Source organism: Nocardia sp. CY41, assembly GCF_009829325.1.
Classification (GTDB): Bacteria; Actinomycetota; Actinomycetes; order Mycobacteriales; family Mycobacteriaceae; genus Nocardia.
Genome location: NZ_VUOS01000002.1, coordinates 233,086 through 256,067 on the forward strand (window position 1 = coordinate 233,086; position 22,982 = coordinate 256,067).

Below are 22,982 nucleotides of genomic sequence, written 5' to 3' on the forward strand. Positions count from 1 at the left end.
CCGGTGCCGGGATGCCACGCCCAGGTGTGGTGACGCGGGTCCCCTCGATGCGTCCGGCGCGAGCCTGCGCAAAAGAAAGGCCCTCCAGCGATCTTGCTGGAGGGCCTTCGCCGTCTGTGCGGACTAGCCGCTCTTGCGCCGGAATTCCCGCTTGTGGCCGACCGCGGCGTGCGCCCCGGACGCCTTCGACCGGCCGTCGAGGTGATCGGCCGCGCGGGCGTTCTGCTGGTTCTTGCGCTCCAGTGCTTCCCGGAACTTGCGCTTCACCTCGTCGGCGCCAGTGGCCTTACCCGAATCCGCCATCGCTGCTCCTCGTCGTCGCGGCCGCGCAGCGCGTCCTCGCGGGCGGCGGTGCCCGGCCGATTCCTGTCGAACACCCCGACGCTAGCCCGTGCGAGGTGGTTGTGTCAGTTGGATTTCGGGCGCGTCGCGCGGCCCGATCGCGCCCGGATCAGTCCAGTGCCTGCGCAGTGCTGCCGCCGAGGGGCATCGCGGGGAGACCGAGCTTGCGGTGATCCCAACTGCGCGTGCGCTCGGGCACCACGCGCACGGCGACCCGCTTGTTCAGCATGGCCTCCACCATCGGCCGCATCTCCTCGCTGTAGGGGCCGGTATAGCGTTCCCACACGCTCACGCCGACGGCGAAGAGTTTCCCGGCGTCGTCGATGATCTCGGCGCGGCCCTCGATCGAGACGCCCCTGAGCTGGTCGTAGGTGTCGCCCGCCTCGATCATGCAGGTGACCCGGGGATCGCGGCGCAGGTTCACCGCCTTCTGCGACTTGGCCTTGGTCTCGAACCAGATCTCGCCGTCGATCAGCGCGTACCACATCGCGGTCAGGTGCGGCGTGCCCTTCGGGCCGATGGTCGCCAGGGTCGCGATCCGGCTGCGCTGCAGGAACTCGGTGATCTCGGTGTCGGACATCACGATCTGTGCCCGTTGGTTGACTCCCATGGGCCAACTGTAGAGAGTCCGGACTGAAACGTGTTACAGACGCTTGTGCAGAGCCTCGGCCGCCGCGACCAGATCCGCCGCCCACCGGGCGCCCGGTCTGCGGCCCATCCGATCGATCGGTCCGGACACCGAGACCGCCGCGACCACGCTGCCTCCGGCATCGCGCACCGGCGCGGACACGCTGGCCACACCTGCCGCGCGCTCGGCGGCGCTCTGCGCCCACCCGCGCTTGCGCACCTCGGCGAGCGCGCGCTCGCCGAACACCGCGTCGGCCAGAATGGTGCGCTGCAGCTCCGGGTCGGCCCACGCCAGCAGCACTTTGGCCGCCGATCCGGCGGTGAGCGGCAGCCGCGCGCCGATCGGCACGGTGTCACGCAGTCCGACGGGGGGTTCCAGCGCCGCGACGCAGACGCGGGCGTTGCCGTCGCGGCAGTAGAGCTGGACGCTCTCCCCGGTGATCTCGCGCAGCCGGGGCAGAATGGCCGACGCGGCCTCGAGCAGCGGATCGCTGGCGCTGGTCGCGAGCTCGGCGAGGGCCGGGCCCGGCCGCCAGGTGCCGTTGCTGTCGCGAGCGAGCAGGCGGTGCACTTCCAACCCGACGGCGAGCCGGTGCGCGGTGGCGCGCGGCAGCCCGGTGCGCGCGCACAGCTCGTTGAGACCCGACGGATGCTCGGCAACGGCGTACAGGACCGCCACTGCTTTGTCGAGGACGCCGATGCCGCTATGCTGTCTCATAGAACGATACTAGCGTCTCGGATGTTGAGAAATCCACCTTCACGGATTTCGCCCCTCAGCGTCCGGACCAGGCGCAGCTATCCCAATTCGTGCAACCGTCGCCGCGGCGGAGTCCAGATCGCGGAACGGCTGCTTCGTCCGAAAGGTGATCGACCATGGCCGAACCGCGCACGCTGGCCGAGAAGGTGTGGGACCAGCACGTCGTCGCTCGCGGGGAGGGCGAGAGTGCCTCGCGCGAACCGGACCTGATCTACATCGACCTGCATCTGGTCCACGAGGTGACCAGCCCGCAGGCCTTCGACGGCCTGCGGGCCGCGGGCCGGCCGGTGCGACGACCGGATCTCACGATCGCGACCGAGGATCACAACGTCCCGACCGTCGATATCGACAAGCCGATCGCCGACCCGGTTTCGCGCACCCAGGTGGAGACGCTGCGGCGCAACTGCGCGGAATTCGGTGTGCGGCTGCACCCGATGGGCGACCTGGACCAGGGCATCGTGCACGTGGTGGGGCCGCAGCTGGGCCTGACCCAGCCGGGCATGACCGTGGTCTGCGGCGACAGCCACACCTCGACGCACGGCGCGTTCGGCGCGCTGGCGATGGGCATCGGCACCTCCGAGGTCGAGCATGTGCTTGCCACCCAGACCCTCTCGCTGCGCCCGTTCAAGACGATGGCGATCACGGTGGACGGCGTCATGCCCGCGGGCGTGACGAGCAAGGACCTGATCCTGGCCGTCATCGCGAAGATCGGCACGGGCGGCGGCCAGGGCTACGTCCTCGAGTACCGCGGGGAGGCCATCCGGGCCATGTCGATGGAGGCCCGAATGACGATCTGCAACATGTCCATCGAGGCGGGCGCGCGGGCCGGGATGATCGCGCCGGACGAGACGACCTACGAATTCCTCCAAGGACGGCCGCACGCGCCGCAGGGAGCCGACTGGGACGCCGCCGTGGCGGCCTGGGAGGCGCTGAAGACCGACGAGGGCGCCGTTTTCGACGCCGAGGTGCACATCGACGCGTCCGAGCTGACTCCGTTCGTCACCTGGGGCACCAACCCGGGCCAAGGCGCCCCGCTGGGCGAGGCGGTGCCCGACCCCGCCGCCTTCGCCGACGAGGTGGCCCGTGAGTCCGCGGAGAAAGCTCTGCGTTACATGGACTTGGAGCCGGGTACTCCGCTTCGACAAGTACCGATCGACACCGTATTCGTCGGTTCGTGCACCAACGGACGCATTGAGGATTTGCGTGCGGTGGCCGGGATTTTGAAGGGACGTCATGTCGCCGACGGCGTGCGAATGTTGGTTGTACCGGGGTCGATGCGGGTTCGCGCCCAGGCGGAAAAAGAAGGACTCGGCGAGATTTTCACCGCGGCCGGCGCCGAATGGCGGCAGGCGGGCTGCTCAATGTGCCTGGGAATGAATCCGGACCAGCTCGAGCCCGGCCAGCGTTGCGCGTCCACCTCGAACCGCAACTTCGAGGGCAGGCAGGGCAAAGGCGGCCGTACGCACCTCGTTTCTCCCCTCGTAGCGGCCGCGACGGCGGTCCGCGGAACACTGTCGTCGCCTGCGGATCTGGACTGACCGGCCCCGATTCCCTCAAACAAACCCAGGAGATTCGTAATGGAAGCCTTCACCGTGCACAAGGGCATCGGGGTGCCGCTGCGCCGCTCCAATGTCGATACCGATCAGATCATCCCGGCCGTCTACCTCAAGCGGGTGACGCGGACCGGATTCGAGGACGGGTTGTTCGCCGCATGGCGGACCGATCCCGACTTCATTCTGAACATCGCGCCTTACAACAGGGGTAGTGTGCTGGTGGCGGGCCCGGATTTCGGTACCGGATCGTCACGTGAGCACGCTGTTTGGGCGCTGTCTGACTACGGCTTTCGGGTGGTCATCTCATCGCGGTTCGCCGACATCTTCCGCGGCAATGCGGGCAAGGGTGGTCTGCTCGCCGCTCAGATGTCACAGAACGATGTCGAAATGCTCTGGAAGTTGCTCGAGGAACAGCCCGGCTTGGAATTGGTTGTGGGCCTCGAGGCGCGCACGGTGACGGCCGGAACCGTCGTGTTGCCGTTCGATATTGATGACTACACCAGGTGGCGTCTGCTGGAGGGATTGGATGACATCGGGCTGACGCTGCGCCGGGAGGACGCGATCGCCCGGTTCGAAAAGGCAAGGCCAACATGGAAACCGACGACCCTGCCGGTACATATTTCGCAGACGTAATCACCCTCGCCGGTTAGCTGGACGGCCGGAGTTGCGGTAGCTGGACGTGTGCTAAACCACATGAATTTTGGCGTGGCACATAGACTCTTGCCCAAAGTGGGTTTACCGTGGTACCTAGTCGGTCCGACGACGGGCCATTAGTCTGCGGAGGATTCAATGAACAAGGCGGAACTGATCGACGTTCTGACCGAAAAGTTGGGTACGGACAGGCGCACGGCCACCGCGGCAGTCGAGCATGTGGTCGACACCATCGTGCGCGCGGTGCACAAGGGTCAGAGCGTCACAATCACCGGATTCGGTGTGTTCGAACAGCGTAAGCGGGCGGCTCGCGTCGCCCGGAACCCGCGTACCGGCGAAACCGTGAAGGTCAAGCCCACTTCGGTACCCGCGTTCCGTCCCGGCGCCCAGTTCAAGGCGGTGATCGCGGGCAAGCAGAAACTGGCCGCGACCGGGCCCGCTGTGAAGCGCGGGGTGAATGCGCCGGTGGCCGCGAAGAAGGCGGCGGCGAAGAAGACGGCGGCCAAGAAGACCGCCGCCAAGAAATCGACGCCGACCAAGGCGCCCGCCAAGACCACGGCCAAGAAGGCCGCCGCCAAGGCCCCGGCCAAGACCACCGCCCGCAAGACGACCGCTACGAAGACCGCTGCGAAGAAGGCGCCCGCGAAGAAGACCGCGGTCGCGAAGAAGGCTCCGGCCAAGAAGACGGCCACCAAGGCCACGGCGGCCAAGAAGACCACCGCCGCCAAGAAGGCCCCTGCGAAGAAGACCGCGGCCAAGAAGGCCCCGGCTCGTGGAACCCGCTGATCTCGAGCCACCGCCGGATCGGCGCTGAATGCGCGGCCCCACGACTGGGCCCATTCGCCTCAACGTCGAGACGGCCCCGGGAGACACCCGGGGCCGTTTTCGGCTGTCCGCCTACCGTGACGTCACCCTCGCGGCGGGCCGTGCTCGTCGACCGGCGCCTGCCGACCCGCGCGGTGACGACGGAGTTGCCGTCGTATCAGGACTGCCCGTCGTAGGCTGACAGCGATCGATCCAGATGGTCGGCGGCCACCAAGCGATGGCCGACGAACGACAGCACCCACACACTGCCCTTGCGATTGCGCGCAGACGGCAGCACGAGTCCGTCGCGTTCGGCCAGCCGGCCCAGCAGATCTGGGATCACCTTGCCCTGACTGCAGACGACGCGAACCGCTTTGTCCGACACCAGGGCTCGAAACCGTTCCTCGGCCTCGTCCGGGCGCTCGGCGTACCCGTCTTCGGAAAACAATGGCTCCTCGACGATTTCGACGCCGAGCTTGTCCGCCAACGGCGCCACGGTCCGCACGCAGCGCAGGGGAGGAGCCGAATAGAACTGAGATGCGCCGAACGCCAAGAGATTCGGCGTGAGCGCCCGCGCCTGCGTGTCGCCATCGCGGTCGAGCGGGCGCTGGTCGTCGGGACCGTTGAAGCGGTTCCTACGGCCGGCTTTGGCATGCCGGACCAACAGCAGGGTGTCGGTACGCGCGGGCAATCGGGTGAAGGCGCGCACCACCTGCCGGTCCATCGGATACGACAACTGGTCCATCACCCGGTCCAGCGGGTGCCAGCTGAGCACGTCCACCTCGGAGTTGGCCGTGAACTCCCCGCTCATCAGTTCCGCGGCCCAGTAGTCGACCCGCTTGAGCTTGCGGTGGCCCGGAATCGGGTAGGTCACGTGCCCGAGGTAGCGGCCGAGCCTGCACTCCAGCCCGGTCTCCTCGCGGACTTCGCGGACCGCGGCCAGCACCGGGGTCTCACCCGGGTCGAGCTTGCCCTTCGGCAGCGACCAGTCCTCGTACTTGGGGCGGTGCACGATCGCGATCTCGATCGCCCCGGTGGACGACTCGCGCCACAGCACCGCTCCGGCGGCGTAGATGTTGGCGGTGACGCGGGGATCCCAGAACGGGCCCCCCTCCTGTTCGAACCCCGTGGTGGCGTTCACTGCTGATCTGGCCTCCGCAGCCGCATCAGGAATTCCTGATGGTCTCTGATCTTGTCCCCGTCGCCGGAGGTCCCCGGCGACGCCCGCCAGGTGCCGTCCGGTTGCAGCACCCAGCAGCGTGTGGTCGGCGAGAGGGCCGATTCGAACACCTCGCAGAGTTGTTCGGTCAACCGCGGGTCCTTCACCTGCGCCATCACCTCGACCCGGCGGTCCAGGTTGCGGTGCATCATGTCGGCGCTGCCGATCCAGTACTCGTCCTGCGCCTGGAAGTGCAGGATGCGGGAATGCTCCAGGAACCGGCCGAGGATGGAGCGGACCTCGATGTTCTCGCTCATGCCCAGCACACCGGGGCGCAGACCGCAGATGCCGCGCACCACGATCTGCACCGGGACGCCCGCCTGCGAGGCCCGGTACAGCGCGTCGATGATCTCCTCGTCGACTATCGCATTGGCCTTCAGCCTGATTCGGGCGTCCTCGCCGCGGCCGGCCAGTTCGATCTCGCGCTGGATGCGCTCGATGATGCCGGAGCGCACGCTGTGCGGTGCGACGAGCAGGTTGCGGTAGTTCTCCTTGCGCGAGTAACCGGTCAGCGAATTGAACAGGTCGGTCAGGTCGGCGCCTATTTCCGGTGCCGCGGTGAGCAACCCGACGTCCTCGTAGAGACGCGCGGTCTTCGGGTTGTAGTTGCCGGTCCCGATGTGGCAATAGCGCCGGATGGTAGCGCCCTCCCGACGCACCACCAGGCAGGTCTTGCAATGGGTTTTCAGGCCGATGAGGCCGTACACCACGTGCACTCCGGCCTGTTCCAGCGCGCGGGCCCACTTGATGTTGGCCTGCTCGTCGAAGCGCGCCTTGATCTCCACCAGGGCGACCACCTGCTTGCCGGCTTCGGCGGCGTCGATGAGCGCGTTGACGATGGGGGAATCGCCGGAGGTGCGGTAGAGCGTCTGCTTGATGGCCAGCACCTGGGGGTCGGCGGCGGCCTGTTCGATGAATCGCTGCACGCTGGTGGAGAAGGAGTCGTACGGATGGTGCACGAGCACGTCGCCCTCGCGCAGCGCGGCGAAGACGTTGCGCGGCGTCTCCCGTTCGCCGAAAGCGGGCGGTGTCGCGGGGACGTAGGGAGTGTCCTTGAGATTCGGCCGGTCCACCCCGTACACCTGCCAGAGGCAGGACAGGTCGAGCAGGCCGGGCACCTGGATGACGTCGCCGGGGTCGACGTCCAGCTCCCGCAGGAGCAGATCGAGCATGTGCTCGGTCATGTCGTCGGACACCTCCAGGCGCACCGGCGAACCGAACCGCCGCCGGGCCAGCTCCCGTTCCAGGGCCTGGAGCAAATCCTCGTCGCGATCCTCGTCGACCTCGAAATCCGCGTTGCGGGTGATCCGGAACGAGTGGTGCTCGACCACGTCCATGCCGGGGAACAGCAGATCCAGGTGCGCGGCGATGAGCGCTTCCATCGGCAGGAAAGCGGCGATCGGGGAGCCGGGTTCGGTGCGGCGCACGCGGACGAACCGGTCGACGTTGTCGGGCACCTTGACGCGAGCGAAGTGCTCACCGCCGGTAGCGGAATCCTTGACCGTCACCGCGAGGTTGAGACTCAGTCCGCTGATGTAGGGGAAGGGATGCGCGGGATCCACCGCGAGCGGGGTGAGGACCGGGAAGACCTGATCCTGGAAGTAGCCCGAAAGACGCTCGCGTTCGCTCTCGTCCAGATCGTTCCAGTCGATGATCGCGATGCCCTCGGCCGTCAGCGCGGGCAGCACGCTGTCGAGGAAGACGCGGGCATGCCGCACCGCGATCTCCTGCGTGCGCACGGCGATCAGTTCCAGCTGCTCGCTGGGAGAGCGGCCGTCGGCCGAGCGAACCAGCAACCCGGTCTCGGCGCGGCGTTTCAGCCCCGCCACCCGCACCATGTAGAACTCGTCGAGGTTCGAGGCGAAGATCGCGAGGAATTTCGCGCGCTCCAGCAACGGCAGCGACGCGTCCTCGGCGAGGGCGAGCACGCGGGCGTTGAAGTCCAGCCAGCTCAATTCACGATTGAGGTAGCGATCGCGTGGCAACCGCGCCGCCGACGAGTCGGCGGACAGGGGTGTCGCCGCCGGGGGTGGCGTGGGAAGCAACGGCTGCTGCTTGACGGTTTCCGTATCGCTCACGCCAACGATCATCCCTTACCGGACAGGCCGCGCGCATCCCGCGAGCGTGATCGTCCTGTGTCTCACGCCACCATGGCGACCTGCTAGCACACGTGTGGAACGTGTTCGTGAACGCCGCTCGGCCACCCGATGTCGTGCAGGACAGCACGCGTCGCGTTTCCGGCCCCGAGGGCAACCGCGCGGTCCAAGTCGGCGGGGGTGTCGACGTCCAGGCGCAGGCCCGGCCAGTCCCCGGTGAGGTCTACCGCGCCCGCGTCGATATGACTGCGCGCCGAGCCGGGTCCGAAGCGGGGATCGAGCGCGGCGATCGGGTCGCGGACGACGAGCGCCGCGGTGCCGCTGCCCTCGTGATCGATCACGATCGAGCGCAGCCCGCGCGGGGCGGCGGCGAGCATGTCGGACAGTTCTTCCGGGCGCAGGGCGGGCAGATCGGCTTGGAGTGCGAGCAGATCGACCGGGCCGTGCGCATCGCGCAACGCGGCGGCGGTGGCGGCCAGCGCGGTGTTCAGCCCCTCGGCCTGCGATTGGCGCGGTTCCGGATGAACGTCGGCGCCGAGCGTGCGGGCCATATCCGCGACGGCGGGGTCGGGCGTGACCACGGTGACCGAGACGACTTCGGCGACCGCCGCGGTGGCGGTCACGGTGTCGGCGAGCATGGCCAGCACCAGCCGGGCCCGGTGCTCCGGGCGCAACCGGTCGGCCAGTCGGCTCTTGGCCCGATCGAGGCTCTTGACCGCGATCACGGCATGCACGGCGTGCGGGCGCATGCGAGCAATCCTTCCATGGCATATTGGGCTGATGACGAGGGCGGCAGTGCTGGGCGCGGGATCGTGGGGCACCGCGTTCGCGAAGGTGTTGGCGGACGCGGGAACCGAGGTCACCATCTGGGCCCGGCGGCCAGAGGTCGCCGCGACGCTGGCCTCCGAACATCGCAATCCCGATTACCTGTCGGATATTCCGCTGCCGCCGATCGCGGCGACCTCCGACCCGGCGGTGGCGCTGGACGGAGCGGACCTCGTCGTGCTGGCGGTGCCGTCGCAGTCGCTGCGCGCGAACCTCGCGGAGTGGAAGGGGCTGATCTCGGACGACGCCACCTTGCTGAGCCTGGCGAAGGGCATCGAGACCGGGACGCTGCTGCGGATGAGCCAGGTGATCGCGGAGGTCACCGGAGCCGACCCGAGCCGGGTCGCGGTGCTGTCCGGACCGAACCTGGCGCGCGAGATCGCGTTGTGCCAGCCGGCCGCGACCGTGGTCGCCTGCTCGGACGAAGACCGCGCGGTCGCGGTGCAGCACGCTTGCGCGACCGGATACTTCCGGCCCTACACCAACACCGACGTGGTGGGCTGCGAGATCGGCGGCGCTTGCAAGAACGTCATCGCGCTGGCCTGCGGCATCGCGTCGGGAATGGGTCTGGGCGACAATTCGATCGCCAGTCTGATCACTCGTGGCCTGGCCGAGATCATCCGGCTCGGGGTGGCCCTCGGGGCGGAACCGGTGACGCTGGCCGGCCTGGCCGGAGTCGGGGACCTGGTCGCCACCTGCGCGTCACCGTTGTCGCGCAACCGGTCGTTCGGTCACGTGCTCGGCGCGGGCGGATCCATGGAGGCCGCCCAGTCGGCGACTCATGGCCAAGTCGCGGAGGGTGTGAAGTCCTGCACATCGGTGCGCGCGCTGGCCGAACGGCACGGCGTCGAGATGCCGCTGACCACCGCCGTGCACCAGGTCTGTCACGAAGGCCTCTCCGTGCGCGAAGCCGTCGGCAACCTGCTCGGGCGGCGGATGAAGCCGGAGTGATCCGGGCCGCTCCACGAGGGCGGCGGCCGGAGTGTCCGAGACGGTCAGCGGTGGGAGCGCGCACCGAAACGGGTACGGTTCGGGGCATGACGAACCGGATCAGGGTGGCTGTGGTGTTCGGCGGGCGCAGCAACGAGCACGCCGTGTCCTGCGTATCGGCCGGCAGCGTGCTGCGTCACCTGGATCCGGAGAAGTACGAGGTCGTGCCGATCGGCATCACCGCCGAGGGTCGCTGGGTGCTCGGCGGTTCGGACGTGGCGGAGCTCGGCATCCACGATCGCGCCTTGCCGTCGGTCGACGCCACCGGCACGGCCCTGACCCTCGCCGCGGACCCGAGCCGCTCGGGGGCGCTGATCGCGCTCGACGATCCGACCGCCGCGCTCGGCACGGTCGACGTGGTCTTCCCGATCCTGCACGGACCGTTCGGCGAGGACGGCACGCTGCAAGGAATGCTGGAACTCGCCGGAATTCCGTACGTCGGCCCCGGAGTGCTGGCCAGCGCGGCGGGCATGGACAAGGAATTCACCAAGAAACTGCTCGCGGCGGAGGGATTGCCGATCGGTACCCAGGTGGTGCTGCGGCCCGGCACCGCGACGGTCACCGAGGCGGACCGGCTGCTCCTGGGCTTGCCGGTGTTCGTCAAACCCGCCCGCGGCGGTTCGTCGATCGGCATCACCCGCGTCACGGACTGGGAGGAGCTGGACGCCGCCATCGCGGCGGCGCGCGCGCACGATCCGAAGGTGATCGTCGAAGCGGGCATCGTCGGACGCGAAGTGGAATGCGGCGTCCTGGAATTCCCGGACGGCCGGGTCGCGGCGAGCGTGGTCGCGGAGATCCGCATGCCGGAGACCGGCACCACCGCCGAGAGTCCCGCGTTCTACGACTTCGACACCAAGTACCTCGACGACGTCTGCGAATTCGACGTGCCCGCCAAGCTGGACGACGAGGTCTCCGAGCAGATCAGGGAACTGGCCGTGCGTGCCTTCCAGGCCCTCGACTGCCAGGGATTGGCGCGGGTCGACTTCTTCGTCACCGAACAGGGACCGGTGATCAACGAGATCAACACGATGCCAGGATTCACCGCCATCTCGATGTATCCGCGCATGTGGGAGGCCACCGGCGTCGATTACGCCGCACTGATCTCGACGCTCATCGAAACCGCGCTCGTCCGCGGCACCGGCCTGCGGTAGGGCTCTGGTTCGCGGTTGAGCCGATCCGCCGAGCCGGGGGTTACCTGCCGAGAGTTCGATGACGGTCAGGCGTGTCACCGCATTTCCGCCCAGCCGGTCGAACAGATCGGGCCCGGGGCAACCGGGCGTCGGAACCGGATCCGGTGTCGCCAGGCTTCCATCGTCCTCCTGTACCGCTCATCCGGACCGGGCCGCAGCGCATCGCGCGCCCGGGACTCGGCGAGTACGCCTCGGCCAGTCGCACGCCGACTGCTTCTCCGGATCAGCGCGTGGTCGCGTGGCGTCAGTTGGGCAGCGGCCCCGGGTCGATCGGCTGGGCCGGGAGCTGGGCGGTGATGGTGTCGGAGACTTCTTGCAGCGGGGTCGGACCGGAGCCGTCGGGGACGGTGAGGGCGACGTAGGCGCCCCGGTCGACGGCGAACCAGGTGCTCGCCCCGGCGGCCTGGTCACGGACCTCGAACCACTGCACGCCGTTCACGATCTGCAGGGGTGAGGCGCGGTTGAATTCCAGCGGGCGATCCAACCCGCAGCGCAGGACGATCGCGGTGCCGCCATCGGGACGCTGCCACGCGCGCGTGGCGGGCGGAGCCGGCTCCACCAGTGTCGACTTGGTGAACTCACCCAGGTTCGCCGGCAGCGCGGGCAGCAGGGCGGCGCAGGCCGGACCCTCCGCCGCCGGGGCCGGGACGGGACCGAGCACCAGCGGTTCGCGTTCGACCGGCGCGCGGCGCGCGAGCACGGCGGCCACGAGCACCGCGACGACCAGCACGACCGGAAGGGCCACGGCTGTGGCGATGAGGGCGGGCGAGTACTGGTGTGGCGGGGCCGATGCGGGCGGGCCGTCCGGCTCGTCTGCTGCGGCCGCGTCTTCGACGTCGCTCCGGCCGGCTGCCGCGGCGTCGTCCGGTGCCGCGGCAGCCGACGCAACGGCGTCGGCGCTGTCCGCGTCCTTCGTGCCCTCGGGCTTCGGGGATCCGGTCGCGGCTTCGGGGTGTTCGTCCCGCTCCGCCGAATCGCGGTCCGGCGAATCCGCCGCCATGGTCACCGATCCTTTCTGCTGCGCGTCGCCCCCGGTCGGCAGCCGCGCAGCGGCGGACCGGGCCGGTGGTACTCGAGTGCCTCCGAAAGGGTACCGTCGGGCTCGTTCCAGCAAGCAGCGCGCCGGAAAGGATCGGTCATCAGCGCCAGCAGGGCCCCGAAGACAGTGCGTGAACTGGGAGAGTTCGCGCTGATCGACCGCATCAACGCGGGCCGGGTGCAGTCGCCGGGTGTGCTGCTGGGCCCCGGTGACGACGCCGCGCTCGTCGCGGCGCCGGACGGCCGGTTCGTGGTGACCACCGACATGCTCGTGCAAGACCGGCATTTCCGGCTGGACTGGTCCAGCCCCGAGGACATCGGCCGCAAGGCGATCGCGCAGAACGCCGCCGACGTGGTGGCCATGGGTGCGACGCCGACCGCGTTCGTCGTCGCGCTCGGCTGCCCGGCCGACACCCCGGTCGTGGTGATCGACGGACTCGCGGACGGCATGTGGGCCGAGGCCGCCAGGGCGGGCGCGTCCATCGCGGGCGGCGATCTGGTCCGCAGCCGCGAACTGGTCGTCTCCGTCACCGCCTTCGGCGATCCGGTCGGCGCGCCGATCACCAGAGCGGGTGCGCGCGTGGGCGATGTCGTCGCGGTGGCGGGCCGGCTCGGCTGGTCGGCCGCGGGGCTGGCCGCCTTCACCGCCGGGGCGACCGGACCCGAAGTCGCGGAAGTGCTTGCCGCGCATCGCGTCCCGCAGCCGCCGTACGCCGTCGTCTTGGACGCTTTGCGCCGCGGGACGCGCGCGGGCTCGGATGTTTCTCGGCCGCACGGGATTCCGTCGCGTTCCGACATCCAATCCGATACCGGCGCCAGAGGTTCGGCGACGGTCTCCTGCCGTGCCGGAGCGTCGAGTTCGCCCCGGGCGACGGCCGAGTCGTCCGGACCAGCGCCGCTCGGCGCGTACCGGGAAGCGCAAGCCACCTCGGAAAGTACGGTCGCGGATGGCGGGACCGACCCCGGGCTGCACGCGCTGACCGACGTGTCCGACGGATTGCTCGCCGACCTCGGACACATCGCCGCGGCCTCGGGTGTGGGCATCGACCTGGCTTCGGCGGCCCTGCGCGACCCCGCGCTGGAACTCGTCGCCGCTCGGCTGGACGCCGATGCCGCCCAATGGATTCTGACCGGGGGCGAGGACCATGCCTTCGCGGGCGCATGGTCGCCCGACCGCGCGCTACCCGCGGGATGGGTCGCGATCGGGCGCGTCGTGGCCGGTCGCGGGCTCACCGTCGACGGCGTCGCCCAGACGGGTGGCGGTGGGTGGGAATCGTTCCGTGGGGCGGACTCGTCATCCGGCGACCGGCCACGCTAAGTTGTGCGGTCATGGGCGCGAAACCACTGTCGGAAATCATGGATCCGGGATGGGCGAAGGCACTCGAGCCGGTGGCGGATCGGATTTCCGCCATGGGCGAATTCCTTCGCGCCGAGAACGCCGCGGGCCGTGGTTACCTACCGTCCGGTGAGAATGTCCTGCGCGCCTTCCAGCGCCCCTTCGAGGCGGTGCGCGTCCTCGTCGTCGGCCAGGATCCCTACCCGACGCCGGGCCATCCCATGGGCCTCAGTTTCTCCGTGGCGCCGGACGTTTCGCCGATCCCGCGCAGCCTGGCGAACATCTTCGCCGAATACAGCAAGGATCTCGGTCACCCGACGCCGTCCTGCGGGGATTTGAGCCCGTGGTCGGATCAAGGTGTGCTGATGCTCAACCGAGTGCTCACCGTGTCGCCCGGCAAGCCCGCCTCGCACCGGGGCAAGGGGTGGGAGGCGGTCACCGATCAGGCGATCCGCGCCCTGGTCGCCCGGGACGAGCCGTTGGTCGCGATCCTGTGGGGTCGCGACGCGGCGACGCTGAAGCCGCAGCTGGCCGAATCCGAGGTCCCCTACATCGAGTCCGCGCATCCGTCGCCGCTGTCGGCGTCTCGTGGGTTCTTCGGTTCCCGCCCCTTCTCGCGAGTGAACGAACTACTCGACGAACTGGGGGCCGAACCGGTTGACTGGCGCCTGCCCTGATCGGGCGTCTGTGTGTGATCGACCGAAGTAAACGAGTGAGGAGCTGTTCCATGCACAACACCACCGTCCGCGGCGCGCTGCGCGGCACCACCGCGACCTTGGCCTTCTGCGCCGCTCTCACCAGCGGCGCCGCCGTCGCGGGTGCGGCGCCGCTGCGGCTCGAGCCCACCACGGAGACCGCGACTGCTCCGGTCGCCGAGGAGTACACCTCCAGCGGCTCCTCCACCATCTCCGCCTCGGTGAACGCCAAGATCGCGTGCCTGTTCTTCGTGGGCAATCTCGGCTGCTGAATCCGCGAATCGCCGGGTTCCCCCCGGCGCGGAACGGCATTGTGCGATCCTACAGATCGTGAGTAATGCGAACAATCTTCTCGAACCGTCTCGGCTCCGGTTGCGCGGTTCGGGCGGACTCGAGCTGGCCGCCGATCAGTTCGGCCCCGTCGACGGCCCGCTCGTCGTCTTCCTGCACGGTGGCGGGCAGACCCGGCACTCGTGGAAGAAGACCGGCGCTCGGCTGGGGGCGTCGGGAATGCGGGTGGTCACGGTCGACGCCCGCGGTCACGGTGACAGCGAGTGGGCGCCGGATCGCGACTATCGGCGGCAGACCATGGTCGAGGACCTCCTGCTGGTGCTGGAACAGCTCGGCGCGCCGGCGGTGGTCGTCGGCGCCAGCATGGGGGGCATCACCGGGCTGCTCGCTACCGCGCAGCCCGGCGGGCGGGCGATCTCCGCGTTGGTTCTCGTCGACATCGTCACCCGGCCCGAACCGGAAGGGGTCGCCCGGGTGATCGACTTCCTCGGCAAGCATCGCGACGGCTTCGACAGCATCGAGGACGCGGCCGACGCGGTCGCCGCGTACCTGCCGCACCGCCCGCGGCCGAAGAGCGCCGAGGGCTTGCTGCGCAATCTGCGCGAGCGCGACGGCCGCTGGTACTGGCACTGGGATCCGGACATGCTGAGCGACCGGGTCGAGGACCCGTCCGCCATGATCGAGCCGATGGAGGACGCGGCGCGGGCGCTGCGCATCCCGGTGCTGCTGGTCCGCGGCATGCGCTCGGACGTCGTGAGCGCCGAAGGAGCCGAAGCGTTCCAGCGGTTGGTGCCGCACGCCCAACTGGTGGAGATCGGCGGCGCCGCGCACACCGCGGCCGGTGACGACAACGACTCGTTCACCGACGCGGTGGCGAAGTTCGTACTCGCGACGCTGGAATGACGTCGGCTCAGGCGAGCGTGGCGTAATCGGGCTTGCGCTTCGCGGCGAACGCGTCCACACCCTCGCGTCCGGCGGCGGAGCTCGCGGCCACGGCGATACCGTCGCGTTCCCTGTCGAGTTGGTCGCTCAGCGTCGCGCTCTCCGACTGCCGCAGCAGCGACTTGATGCTCGCGTAGGTCGAACGCGGTCCGGCGGCGAGGGTGCGCGCCAGCCGCTGTGCCTCCGCGGCGATCTCCCCGTCGGGGACCAGCCTGCTCAGCACACCGAGGCGCACTGCTTCGTCGGCGTCCAGGATGGCGTCGGCGAGCAGGATTTCCCGCGCCCGTGCCCGTCCGACGATGCGCGGCAGCGTCCAGGACATGCCCCCGTCAGGGCTCAGGCCGATGCCGGGATAGGCCGGGCGCAGCTTGGTGCCGGGTCCGCCGAGCGCAATATCGGCCAGGCAGACCAGGCTCATGCCCGCGCCGGCCGCCCAGCCTTGGACCGCGGCCACCACCGGGACCGTGATCGCGTCCAGCGCGCGGACGAATTCGTGCAGGTCGGTGGCCAAATCGTGAATGTGCGCCGAGCGGTCCTTCGCCGCGGCGAAACCGCGCACGTCGCCACCCGCGCAGAAGTTGGCGCCGGTACCACGCAACAGCACCGCGCCCACGTCGGCGCCGAGCGCGTGCAGAGCCGAGGTGCCCGCCTTGATGCCCGCGAAGTCCATGGACGTGCCGTTGGCGGACGTGGCGATGGTGATCTGGAGGACGCCGTCGACGGTGGTCACGTACTCGGCTTGCTCGCTGGTGGTCATGATCTGCACCCTAGCGGGCGCAGCCGAACGCGGTCCGCGCCTGGCGCGGAGGCTGCGCCTAGCGAATTCCCTCCGCCGCGCGATCCGCGTGCATCGTCGGCGTGCGCACCATGCGCACCTCCATCGCGGCGGTGAACACCTCGACTTTGCGCGTGCCGTCGAGCACGAAACCATGCTTGCGATAGAACGCCTGGGCGCGCGCATTCTGCTCGAACACCCACAGCGAGCACGGAGCGGCCGGATCGAGCGCGGCGCGGATCAGGTCGTCGGCGACCCCGCTGCCGTGCCAAGCGGAGCGCACATAGAGGGCGTGCAGTTCGAGTGGGGTCACCGCGTCCGGGTCGACGGGCGGGCCCGCGCTGGAGAATCCGATCACGATGTCGTCGACGATCGCGACGTGCGTGCGGCCCGGATAGCGCACCCGGTCGCGCTCCCACTGTTCGGCCCGTCGCCCGACGTCGAACGCGTCGAGCACGTGGGCGGGCACGAGCCCCCGATACGCCTCGCGCCAGCAGTCGATGTGGCATTCGGCGAGGCTGTGGACGTACTCGGCGGTCAGTGGCCGGACTCGCCACGGATGGGCGGTCACCACGGCTGCGTCAGCCGGACACGGGTAGTCATGACGACGCCCCGGACCACCCGATACGGGTGCCGGGGCGTGTGCCGACAGTGCTGGTCAGCCGGAGGCTGATCAGCCGCGGGTGACCTTGCCCGCCTTCAGGCAGGAAGTGCACACGTTCATGCGGCGGGTGTTGCCCGGGGCGACCTGCGCGCGCACGGTCTGGATGTTCGGGTTCCAACGACGGTTGGTGCGCCGGTGCGAGTGCGAGACCGACTTCCCGAAGCCGGGGCCCTTGGCGCAGACGTCGCAGACGGCAGCCATAGTCGCGAACTCCTTCATGTCATGGTGGGGACCGCCGCTTTCGCGGGCGGCGCGTCCTCGTGCAATGTCGAGTATGTGCCCTGTCGGCGGAGAGCCGACCAGCGCTGACCGGCGACGGCCGCGCGAGGCAACCCTGCAAGGGTAGCTGTGCTGCCACCGATCCACCAAACCGGTCCCCGCGGACGAGCGCCGGATCGTGTGCCGGGCATCTCCATTCTGAGGACGCGATGTTGCCGGTTGCCTGTCGGGACCGCCCGCTAACCTGGCGGGCGGCGGTGGTGCGCGGGTGGCGGATAGGGAGTGAGGTGACGGTGTCCGGAGTGCGAGATGTGATGGACGGCACGGCATTGCTGCGCTGGGGCCGTACCTGTCTCGCCGGCTTGGCGCACCGGCGCGAGGAGATCAACGCGCTCAACGTCTTCCCCGTCCCCGACGCGGACACGGGTACGAACCTGCTGGCCACCATGCGTGCCGCGGTCGAGGCCGGCGAGGCGGCCGGGGCGCGGGCGAACGCGGACGGGAGCGCGGCCCGTGCCGTCGCCGTCGCGATGGCGCACGGCGCGACGGTCGGGGCTCGCGGCAATTCCGGGATCATCCTGTCCCAGGTGCTGCGCGGCGTGGCGGACGTGGTGGACGGCGGCCCGTTCACGGGAGACAGCCTGCGCGCCGCGCTGGCCAGGGCATCCGGGCTGGTCCGGGAGGCGCTGAGCGTGCCGATCGAAGGGACCATCCTCACCGTGCTGGACCGCGCGACCGCGGCGGCGGCGCGGTGCCCGGACGAGGAGCTGGCGAACGTGGCGCTGGCGGCCGCGGACGGCGCTGCCGAAGCGCTCGGCGACACTCCGTTCCAATTGGGTGTGCTGCGTCAGGCCGGTGTCGTCGACGCGGGAGCCCGCGGGTTGGTCGTGCTGCTGGACAGCTTGGTCACCGTCACCCGAGGCGAGGCGCCCACGCGCCCGGAGTACCCCCGGCCTGCGGCGGCGCGCAGCGCTCCGGTCGGCGACGCCGAGTCGCGGTACGAGGTGATGTATCTCCTGGCCGATTCCGATGAGCGGAGAGTGGCCGCGCTGCGAGCCCGTCTGAGTGAACTCGGCGACTCGGTCGTGGTGGTCGGCGACGGGCTCGGCTCCTGGTCGGCGCATGTGCACTGTGCCGACGCGGGCGCGGCGGTGGAGGCGGGCATCGCGGCGGGCGTGCTCAGCCGGATCCGCATCGAGAACGTTCTGCGCACGTCGCATCCGGACATGCGCGCCGGGTCCGGCGACTCCGTCACCGCCGCGGTCGGCGAACGCGCGAACCGGGCCGATCTCGCTCCTGGCGAGACTTCCGGCTTGCCGACCCGATCCGCCCGGGAAGGCGGTTTCGCAGGGTCCGCGCCGGCTGCCGATACGAATCATGTGGTGGTCGGTGTGCTCGGCCCGGGCGCGGCGGCGACGCCGGGGGTTGCGGCGGATCGCGGGATCTTGGCCGTGGTCGCGGGCGCGGGTGCCGCGGCGTTGTTCGAGGACGCGGGCGCCGTGGTGCTGGCGGGCGACGAGCCGGTCACGGCGGCGGCGCTGTTGGCCGCGATCCGGCGGATGCCGAACCGCGAAGTGCTGGTGCTGCCCAACGGCGCGCTGCCCGCGCACGAATTGGTCGCCGTCGGCGTCGCCGCGCGCGACGCCCATCGCGACGTGCTGCTGCTGCCGAGCGCGTCGATGGTGCAGGGATTGGCCGCCTTGGCCGTGCACGACCGCGGACGGATGGCGGTGGACGACGCGTTCGCCATGTCGGAGGCGGCGGCCACGACGCGGTGGGGATCGCTGCGTGCCGCGACCGGGCGCGCGCTCACCATGGTCGGCACCTGCGAACCGGGCGACGGGCTCGGACTGGCAGGGCACGACGTCGTCGTGATCGAGCGCGACGTGCGCGCGGCCGGGCGGACGCTGCTGGACCGGCTGCTCGCCTTCGGCGGCGAGCTGGTCACGCTGCTGGTGGGCGCGGCCGCGCCGGAAGGTCTCGGCGACGAACTCGCCGCGCACGTCGAACAGAACTTTCCCGGGGTCGAGGTGATCGTGTATTCCGGTGGGCAGCACGGTGATTCGGTGCAGATCGGAGTGGAATAGGGCATGGCGACACTGAGCGATCGGCTCGACCACATCCTCGGGGCGAAAGCGGCGGCCTCGCTGGCGGACGCGTTCGACATGCAGACCGTCGAGGATCTGCTGCGGCACTATCCCCTGCGGTACGCGACGCAGGGGCAGCCGCTCACCGAGGAGGCGCCCGAGGACGGTTCGCACATCACCGTCATCGGCCGGATCACCAAGGCCGAACTGCGGCCGATGCGCAACCGCCGCGGGTCGTTGCTGAAGGTGGTCCTCGACACCGGCTCCGGACGCGGCGTCGACGTCACCTTCTTCCATGGCGACAAGGTGAAACACGTGGTCCGCGCGGGTTTGCGGGCGATGATGTCGGGCACGGTGACCTACTGGCGCCCCGGTCAGTGGAATTTGAGCCATCCCGGCTACCTGATCCTGCCGGAGACCGAGGACGACACCGACTCGGTCGGTGCGCTGACCAAGGTGCGCGGCGGCGGAGATCTGCGCGGCCTCGCGCAGAGCGCGCGAGGTGCGGGCGGGGTGGACACATCGTTCATGGAACGCGAGTTCATCCCGGTCTACCCGGCGACCGCGAAGGTGCAGAGCTGGGACGTGCTGGCCTGCGTTCGGCAGGTGCTCGACCAGCTCGACCCGCTCGACGATCCGCTGCCGGAGGACGTGCGCGCCGAGCGCGCGCTGCCGAACCTGTCCGACGCGCTACGCCTGATCCACCTGCCCGAGCGCAAGTCCGATATCGACCAGGCCAAGGACCGGTTGCGTTTCGACGAGGCGCTGGCCCTGCAGTTGGTGCTGGCCGAGCGCAGGCACGAGGTGGCCGGGCGCCGGGCGCGTGCCTGCGTTCCGCGCGCCGACGGCATCGCCGCCGCGTTCGACCAGCGCCTGCCCTTCGATCTGACCGCGGGGCAGCAGCAGGTCGTGGCCGAGATCTCGGCCGACCTGGCTCGCGAGCAGCCGATGCACCGGTTGCTGCAAGGCGAGGTGGGCTCCGGCAAGACGATCGTGGCCTTGCACGCCATGCTGCAAGTGGTGGACGCGGGATTGCAGTGCGCGCTGCTCGCCCCGACGGAAGTGCTCGCCGCGCAGCACTATCGGTCGCTGCGCGGCATGCTCGGCGAGCTGGGCGCCGCGGGCGAGCTGGGCGCGGCCGACCACGCCACCCGCGTGGTGCTGGTGACCGGGTCGATGTCGGCCGCCGCCAAGAAGGCCGCGCTGCTGGAGGCGGTGACCGGTGCGGCGGGCATCGTGATCGGCACGCACGCGCTGATCCAGGACAATGTCGAGTTCTTCGATCTCGGCATGGTGGTGGTCGACGAGCAGCATCGTTTCGGGGTGGAACAGCGAGACGCGCTGCGCGCCAAGGCGAAAGCGGGCACCAGCCCGCATCTGCTGGTGATGACCGCGACCCCGATCCCGCGCACCATCGCCATGACCACGCTCGGCGATCTGGAGACCTCCACGCTGACCGAATTGCCGAAAGGCCGCTCGCCGATCGTCTCCAAGGTGGTGCCGCGCCGGCTGCACCCGAACTGGGTGGATCGGGCCTGGGAGCGGATCGTGGAGGAGGTCGCCGCCGGTCGCCAGGCGTATGTGGTGTGTTCGCGCATCGGCGACGACGAGGAGACGGCGGGCAAGTCGCGCAACGGACGCTCGAAGTCCGGCGAGGGCGGGAAGGAGGGCCCGACCACCCAGGCGGTGCTCGACGTGTTCGAGATGCTGCGCGGCGGACCGCTGTCCGGCCTGCGCGTCGGGCTGCTGCACGGCAGACTCCCCGCCGACGAGAAAGATCAGGTGATGCGGGCCTTCAACGACGGATCGGTGGACGTGCTGGTGTGCACCACCGTGGTCGAGGTCGGCGTGGACGTGCCCAACGCGACGGTGATGGTCATCGTGGACGCCGACCGGTTCGGCGTCAGTCAGTTGCATCAGTTGCGCGGCCGCATCGGCCGGGGCGAGCACCCCGGATTGTGCCTGCTGGTCACGGATGCCGCGCCGGGCGGGTCGGCCATGGCGCGCCTGGACGCGGTCGCCGCCACCACCGACGGCTTCGAACTGTCGGTGCTCGACCTGCGGACCCGCCGTGAGGGTGACGTGCTCGGCGCCGCCCAGTCCGGCACGGCCCGGTCACTGCGGCTGCTGTCGCTGCTGGACGATCTGGAGGTGATCACCGCCGCCCAGGAGTTCGCCAGGGCCGTGGTGGCGTCCGACCCGGGCCTGCGCAAGCACCCCGGTCTGGCCGGGATGATGCACGCGGCGGTGGACTCCGAGCGGCTGGAGTACCTGGCCAAGTCCTGACGCCGCTCGACGTCGGCGCGGCCGATCGGGGCGAGCTACGGGGTGGACGAACCCGGCCACATCGCCACGGTCACCGCCCGAGCCGCGGATAGGGCAGGTCGGTGCTGGTGTGTTCGGCGACCGCCAGCGGACTGCCGATGTGCGGGAAGGCGCGCTGCGGGCACGCGGGACGCTCGCACACCTTGCAGCCGGCCCCGATCGGGACCGAGGCCGCCGGGTCGTCCCACTGCAATCCGGCCGAGTACACCAAGCGGTCGGCGTATTCGACATCGCAGCCGAGGCCGATCGCGAAGTTCTTCGCGGCGGTGCCGAACCCGTGCGGGGCGATCGCCGCGGTGCGGGCAACCCACAGGTAGCGGCGGCCGTCGGGCATCTCGGCCACCTGGGTCAGGATGCGGCCGGGGTTGGAGAACGCCTCGTGCACCACCCACAGCGGGCAGCTGCCGCCGACCCGGGAGAAATGGAACGCGGTCGCGGACTGACGCTTGGAGATGTTGCCCGCTCGGTCGGTGCGCACGAAGAAGAACGGGACGCCGCGCTGGCCCTGCCGCTGCAGCGTGCTGAGCCGATGGCAGATGGTCTCGAAGCCGACTTCGAAACGCAGACCGAGCAGGTCGATGTCGTAGTGCAGTTCCTCGGCGGAGCGCAGGAATCGCCCGTACGGCAGCACCAGCGCGCCGGCGAAGTAATTGGCCAGCCCGATCCGTGCGAGTGTGCGGGACTCGCCGCTCAGCGACGGGCTTTCGGCCAGCACGGCATCCAGTTCGGCCCCGTACAACAGGAAGCCGAGCGTGGTGGCGATCTGGAAGGCGCGCTGGCCGGGCCGCAACCGGCGAGCGAGCGTGAGCGTCCGGGTCTCCGGTTCGTAGTGCCGTTTGGGGACGGTGGGGTCGGCGCCGTCGCCGCGCACCAGGACGGTGACCCCGGCGCGTTCCTCGGCGATGCGGGCGAGCTGGCGATCCAGCGAGCCGATGGTGAGCCCGGAGTTCTCGAACAGTTGCTCCGCGGCGATGTCGAGCTGCGGAATGTGGTTGTGATGGTCGTAGAAGAAGTCGCGCACGTCCTCGTAGGGCATGGGCACTCCGGGCGCGCCCGCGGGCGCGGAGACCCGCGCCGAGAGCAGATCGAGCTGATCGGTGGCGGCGCGCAGTCGGCGATGCATCGCCACGACGATCCGCGCGACCTCCGGCTGGCGGGTGGCCAGCTCCTCCACCTCGGTGAGCGGGGCGGTGTGCCCGCCCGCGGCGTCGATGAGTACTTCGTGCAGGTCCGACACGAGACGCGCGTCGGAATCGGCGGCGAAGAACTGGACGTCCAGGTCGAAGGTGGAATTGAGTTTCAGCAGTACGGGAATGGTGAGTGGGCGCTGGTCGCGCTCGAGCTGATTGAGATAGCTCGGCGACAAGTCCAGCGATTTCGCCAGAGCCGCCTGAGTCATCCTCCGCTCTTCGCGCAATCGCCGAAGCCGGGCGCCCGCATACATCTTGCGCACGTGCACGATGGTAGCTGCGATTATTCGCAATCATTGCAAAAACACGCGTTATTACCCACGAAAATATGCTTTTGCAAGGTGTTCAGCAATGTATGCGATCTGC

The 22,982-nt window shown here is 69.7% G+C and carries 22 protein-coding genes; 11 read left to right on the forward strand and 11 right to left on the reverse strand.

What is annotated here, in order from left to right:
* Window positions 1–123 precede the first annotated feature (123 nt).
* The 3 genes from GVY64_RS03535 to GVY64_RS03545 all read right to left on the reverse strand — a co-directional run bounded on the left by GVY64_RS03535 (window position 124) and on the right by GVY64_RS03545 (window position 1,687).
* Window positions 124–303, reverse strand: coding sequence for a DUF5302 domain-containing protein (locus tag GVY64_RS03535; RefSeq protein WP_159838649.1), 180 nt, complete (start codon window positions 301–303; stop codon window positions 124–126).
* 148 nt (window positions 304–451) lie between these two features.
* Window positions 452–952 (reverse strand): PPOX class F420-dependent oxidoreductase, encoded by a 501-nt coding sequence (locus GVY64_RS03540; RefSeq protein ID WP_159838651.1) that lies wholly within the window; start codon window positions 950–952, stop codon window positions 452–454.
* A 33-nt stretch (window positions 953–985) separates the two neighbouring features.
* Window positions 986–1,687 carry an IclR family transcriptional regulator gene (locus GVY64_RS03545; RefSeq protein WP_159838653.1) on the reverse strand — a complete coding sequence of 234 codons (702 nt, stop codon included), beginning with the start codon at window positions 1,685–1,687 and terminating at the stop codon, window positions 986–988.
* Window positions 1,688–1,842: 155 nt separating this feature from the next.
* On the opposite strand from GVY64_RS03545, the gene leuC reads away from it, so the two are divergent.
* From leuC to GVY64_RS03560, 3 genes are all read left to right on the forward strand, one after another.
* Window positions 1,843–3,264: a 3-isopropylmalate dehydratase large subunit gene (leuC, locus tag GVY64_RS03550; RefSeq protein WP_159838655.1), complete on the forward strand. Its 1,422-nt coding sequence runs from the start codon at window positions 1,843–1,845 to the stop codon at window positions 3,262–3,264.
* Window positions 3,265–3,303: 39 nt separating this feature from the next.
* Window positions 3,304–3,912 (forward strand): 3-isopropylmalate dehydratase small subunit, encoded by a 609-nt coding sequence (gene leuD, locus GVY64_RS03555; RefSeq protein ID WP_159838657.1) that lies wholly within the window; start codon window positions 3,304–3,306, stop codon window positions 3,910–3,912.
* 156 nt (window positions 3,913–4,068) lie between these two features.
* Window positions 4,069–4,716, forward strand: a complete 648-nt coding sequence (locus GVY64_RS03560) for an HU family DNA-binding protein (protein ID WP_159838659.1) — start codon at window positions 4,069–4,071, stop codon at window positions 4,714–4,716.
* 196 nt (window positions 4,717–4,912) lie between these two features.
* Here the strand turns inward: GVY64_RS03560 and GVY64_RS03565 are convergent, their stop codons facing one another.
* From GVY64_RS03565 to cofC, 3 genes are all read right to left on the reverse strand, one after another.
* A complete protein-coding gene (locus GVY64_RS03565; protein WP_159838661.1) occupies window positions 4,913–5,875 on the reverse strand; it encodes an NUDIX hydrolase in 963 nt (320 codons plus the stop codon).
* A complete protein-coding gene (locus tag GVY64_RS03570) occupies window positions 5,872–8,043 on the reverse strand; it encodes an RNA degradosome polyphosphate kinase (RefSeq protein ID WP_159838663.1) in 2,172 nt (723 codons plus the stop codon). The genes GVY64_RS03565 and GVY64_RS03570 overlap by 4 nt, the downstream gene beginning before the upstream one ends.
* A 71-nt stretch (window positions 8,044–8,114) precedes the next feature.
* Window positions 8,115–8,798 (reverse strand): 2-phospho-L-lactate guanylyltransferase, encoded by a 684-nt coding sequence (cofC, locus tag GVY64_RS03575; protein WP_159838665.1) that lies wholly within the window; start codon window positions 8,796–8,798, stop codon window positions 8,115–8,117.
* A 31-nt stretch (window positions 8,799–8,829) separates the two neighbouring features.
* Here cofC and GVY64_RS03580 point away from each other — a divergent pair, with 31 nt between their 5' ends.
* On the forward strand, window positions 8,830–9,825 hold the full coding sequence (locus GVY64_RS03580) for an NAD(P)H-dependent glycerol-3-phosphate dehydrogenase (protein WP_159838667.1): 996 nt from the start codon (window positions 8,830–8,832) through the stop codon (window positions 9,823–9,825).
* 86 nt (window positions 9,826–9,911) lie between these two features.
* The gene (locus GVY64_RS03585) at window positions 9,912–11,015 is read left to right on the forward strand and encodes a D-alanine--D-alanine ligase family protein (protein ID WP_159838669.1); all 1,104 of its coding nucleotides are present in this window, start codon (window positions 9,912–9,914) and stop codon (window positions 11,013–11,015) included.
* A 283-nt stretch (window positions 11,016–11,298) separates the two neighbouring features.
* Here the strand turns inward: GVY64_RS03585 and GVY64_RS03590 are convergent, their stop codons facing one another.
* Window positions 11,299–11,811 carry a DUF3515 domain-containing protein gene (locus GVY64_RS03590; protein WP_442939514.1) on the reverse strand — a complete coding sequence of 171 codons (513 nt, stop codon included), beginning with the start codon at window positions 11,809–11,811 and terminating at the stop codon, window positions 11,299–11,301.
* Window positions 11,812–12,219: 408 nt separating this feature from the next.
* Between GVY64_RS03590 and thiL the strand changes: the two genes are divergently transcribed.
* From thiL to GVY64_RS03610, 4 genes are read left to right on the forward strand one after another with little or no spacing between them, the layout of a single operon-like run.
* Window positions 12,220–13,410 carry a thiamine-phosphate kinase gene (thiL, locus tag GVY64_RS03595; RefSeq protein WP_159838673.1) on the forward strand — a complete coding sequence of 397 codons (1,191 nt, stop codon included), beginning with the start codon at window positions 12,220–12,222 and terminating at the stop codon, window positions 13,408–13,410.
* Window positions 13,411–13,421: 11 nt separating this feature from the next.
* Complete coding sequence (locus GVY64_RS03600) at window positions 13,422–14,105, forward strand: uracil-DNA glycosylase (protein WP_159838675.1); 684 nt, start codon at window positions 13,422–13,424, stop codon at window positions 14,103–14,105.
* A 50-nt stretch (window positions 14,106–14,155) separates the two neighbouring features.
* On the forward strand, window positions 14,156–14,395 hold the full coding sequence (locus GVY64_RS03605; protein WP_159838676.1) for a hypothetical protein: 240 nt from the start codon (window positions 14,156–14,158) through the stop codon (window positions 14,393–14,395).
* Between the two features lie 58 nt (window positions 14,396–14,453).
* A complete protein-coding gene (locus GVY64_RS03610) occupies window positions 14,454–15,317 on the forward strand; it encodes an alpha/beta fold hydrolase (RefSeq protein WP_159838678.1) in 864 nt (287 codons plus the stop codon).
* Window positions 15,318–15,324: 7 nt separating this feature from the next.
* Here the strand turns inward: GVY64_RS03610 and GVY64_RS03615 are convergent, their stop codons facing one another.
* The 3 genes from GVY64_RS03615 to rpmB all read right to left on the reverse strand — a co-directional run bounded on the left by GVY64_RS03615 (window position 15,325) and on the right by rpmB (window position 16,996).
* Window positions 15,325–16,113, reverse strand: a complete 789-nt coding sequence (locus GVY64_RS03615; RefSeq protein ID WP_159838680.1) for an enoyl-CoA hydratase/isomerase family protein — start codon at window positions 16,111–16,113, stop codon at window positions 15,325–15,327.
* A gap of 58 nt (window positions 16,114–16,171) precedes the next feature.
* A complete protein-coding gene (locus GVY64_RS03620; protein ID WP_159838682.1) occupies window positions 16,172–16,702 on the reverse strand; it encodes a GNAT family N-acetyltransferase in 531 nt (176 codons plus the stop codon).
* 102 nt (window positions 16,703–16,804) lie between these two features.
* Window positions 16,805–16,996: a 50S ribosomal protein L28 gene (gene rpmB / locus GVY64_RS03625; RefSeq protein WP_063019880.1), complete on the reverse strand. Its 192-nt coding sequence runs from the start codon at window positions 16,994–16,996 to the stop codon at window positions 16,805–16,807.
* Window positions 16,997–17,328: 332 nt separating this feature from the next.
* On the opposite strand from rpmB, the gene GVY64_RS03630 reads away from it, so the two are divergent.
* Together GVY64_RS03630 and recG are read left to right on the forward strand one after the other, a co-directional pair.
* Window positions 17,329–19,101: a DAK2 domain-containing protein gene (locus GVY64_RS03630; protein ID WP_159838885.1), complete on the forward strand. Its 1,773-nt coding sequence runs from the start codon at window positions 17,329–17,331 to the stop codon at window positions 19,099–19,101.
* 3 nt (window positions 19,102–19,104) lie between these two features.
* A complete protein-coding gene (recG, locus tag GVY64_RS03635) occupies window positions 19,105–21,387 on the forward strand; it encodes an ATP-dependent DNA helicase RecG (protein ID WP_159838684.1) in 2,283 nt (760 codons plus the stop codon).
* Between the two features lie 70 nt (window positions 21,388–21,457).
* Here the strand turns inward: recG and GVY64_RS03640 are convergent, their stop codons facing one another.
* On the reverse strand, window positions 21,458–22,879 hold the full coding sequence (locus GVY64_RS03640) for a short-chain fatty acyl-CoA regulator family protein (protein ID WP_201297888.1): 1,422 nt from the start codon (window positions 22,877–22,879) through the stop codon (window positions 21,458–21,460).
* Window positions 22,880–22,982: the final 103 nt, after the last annotated feature.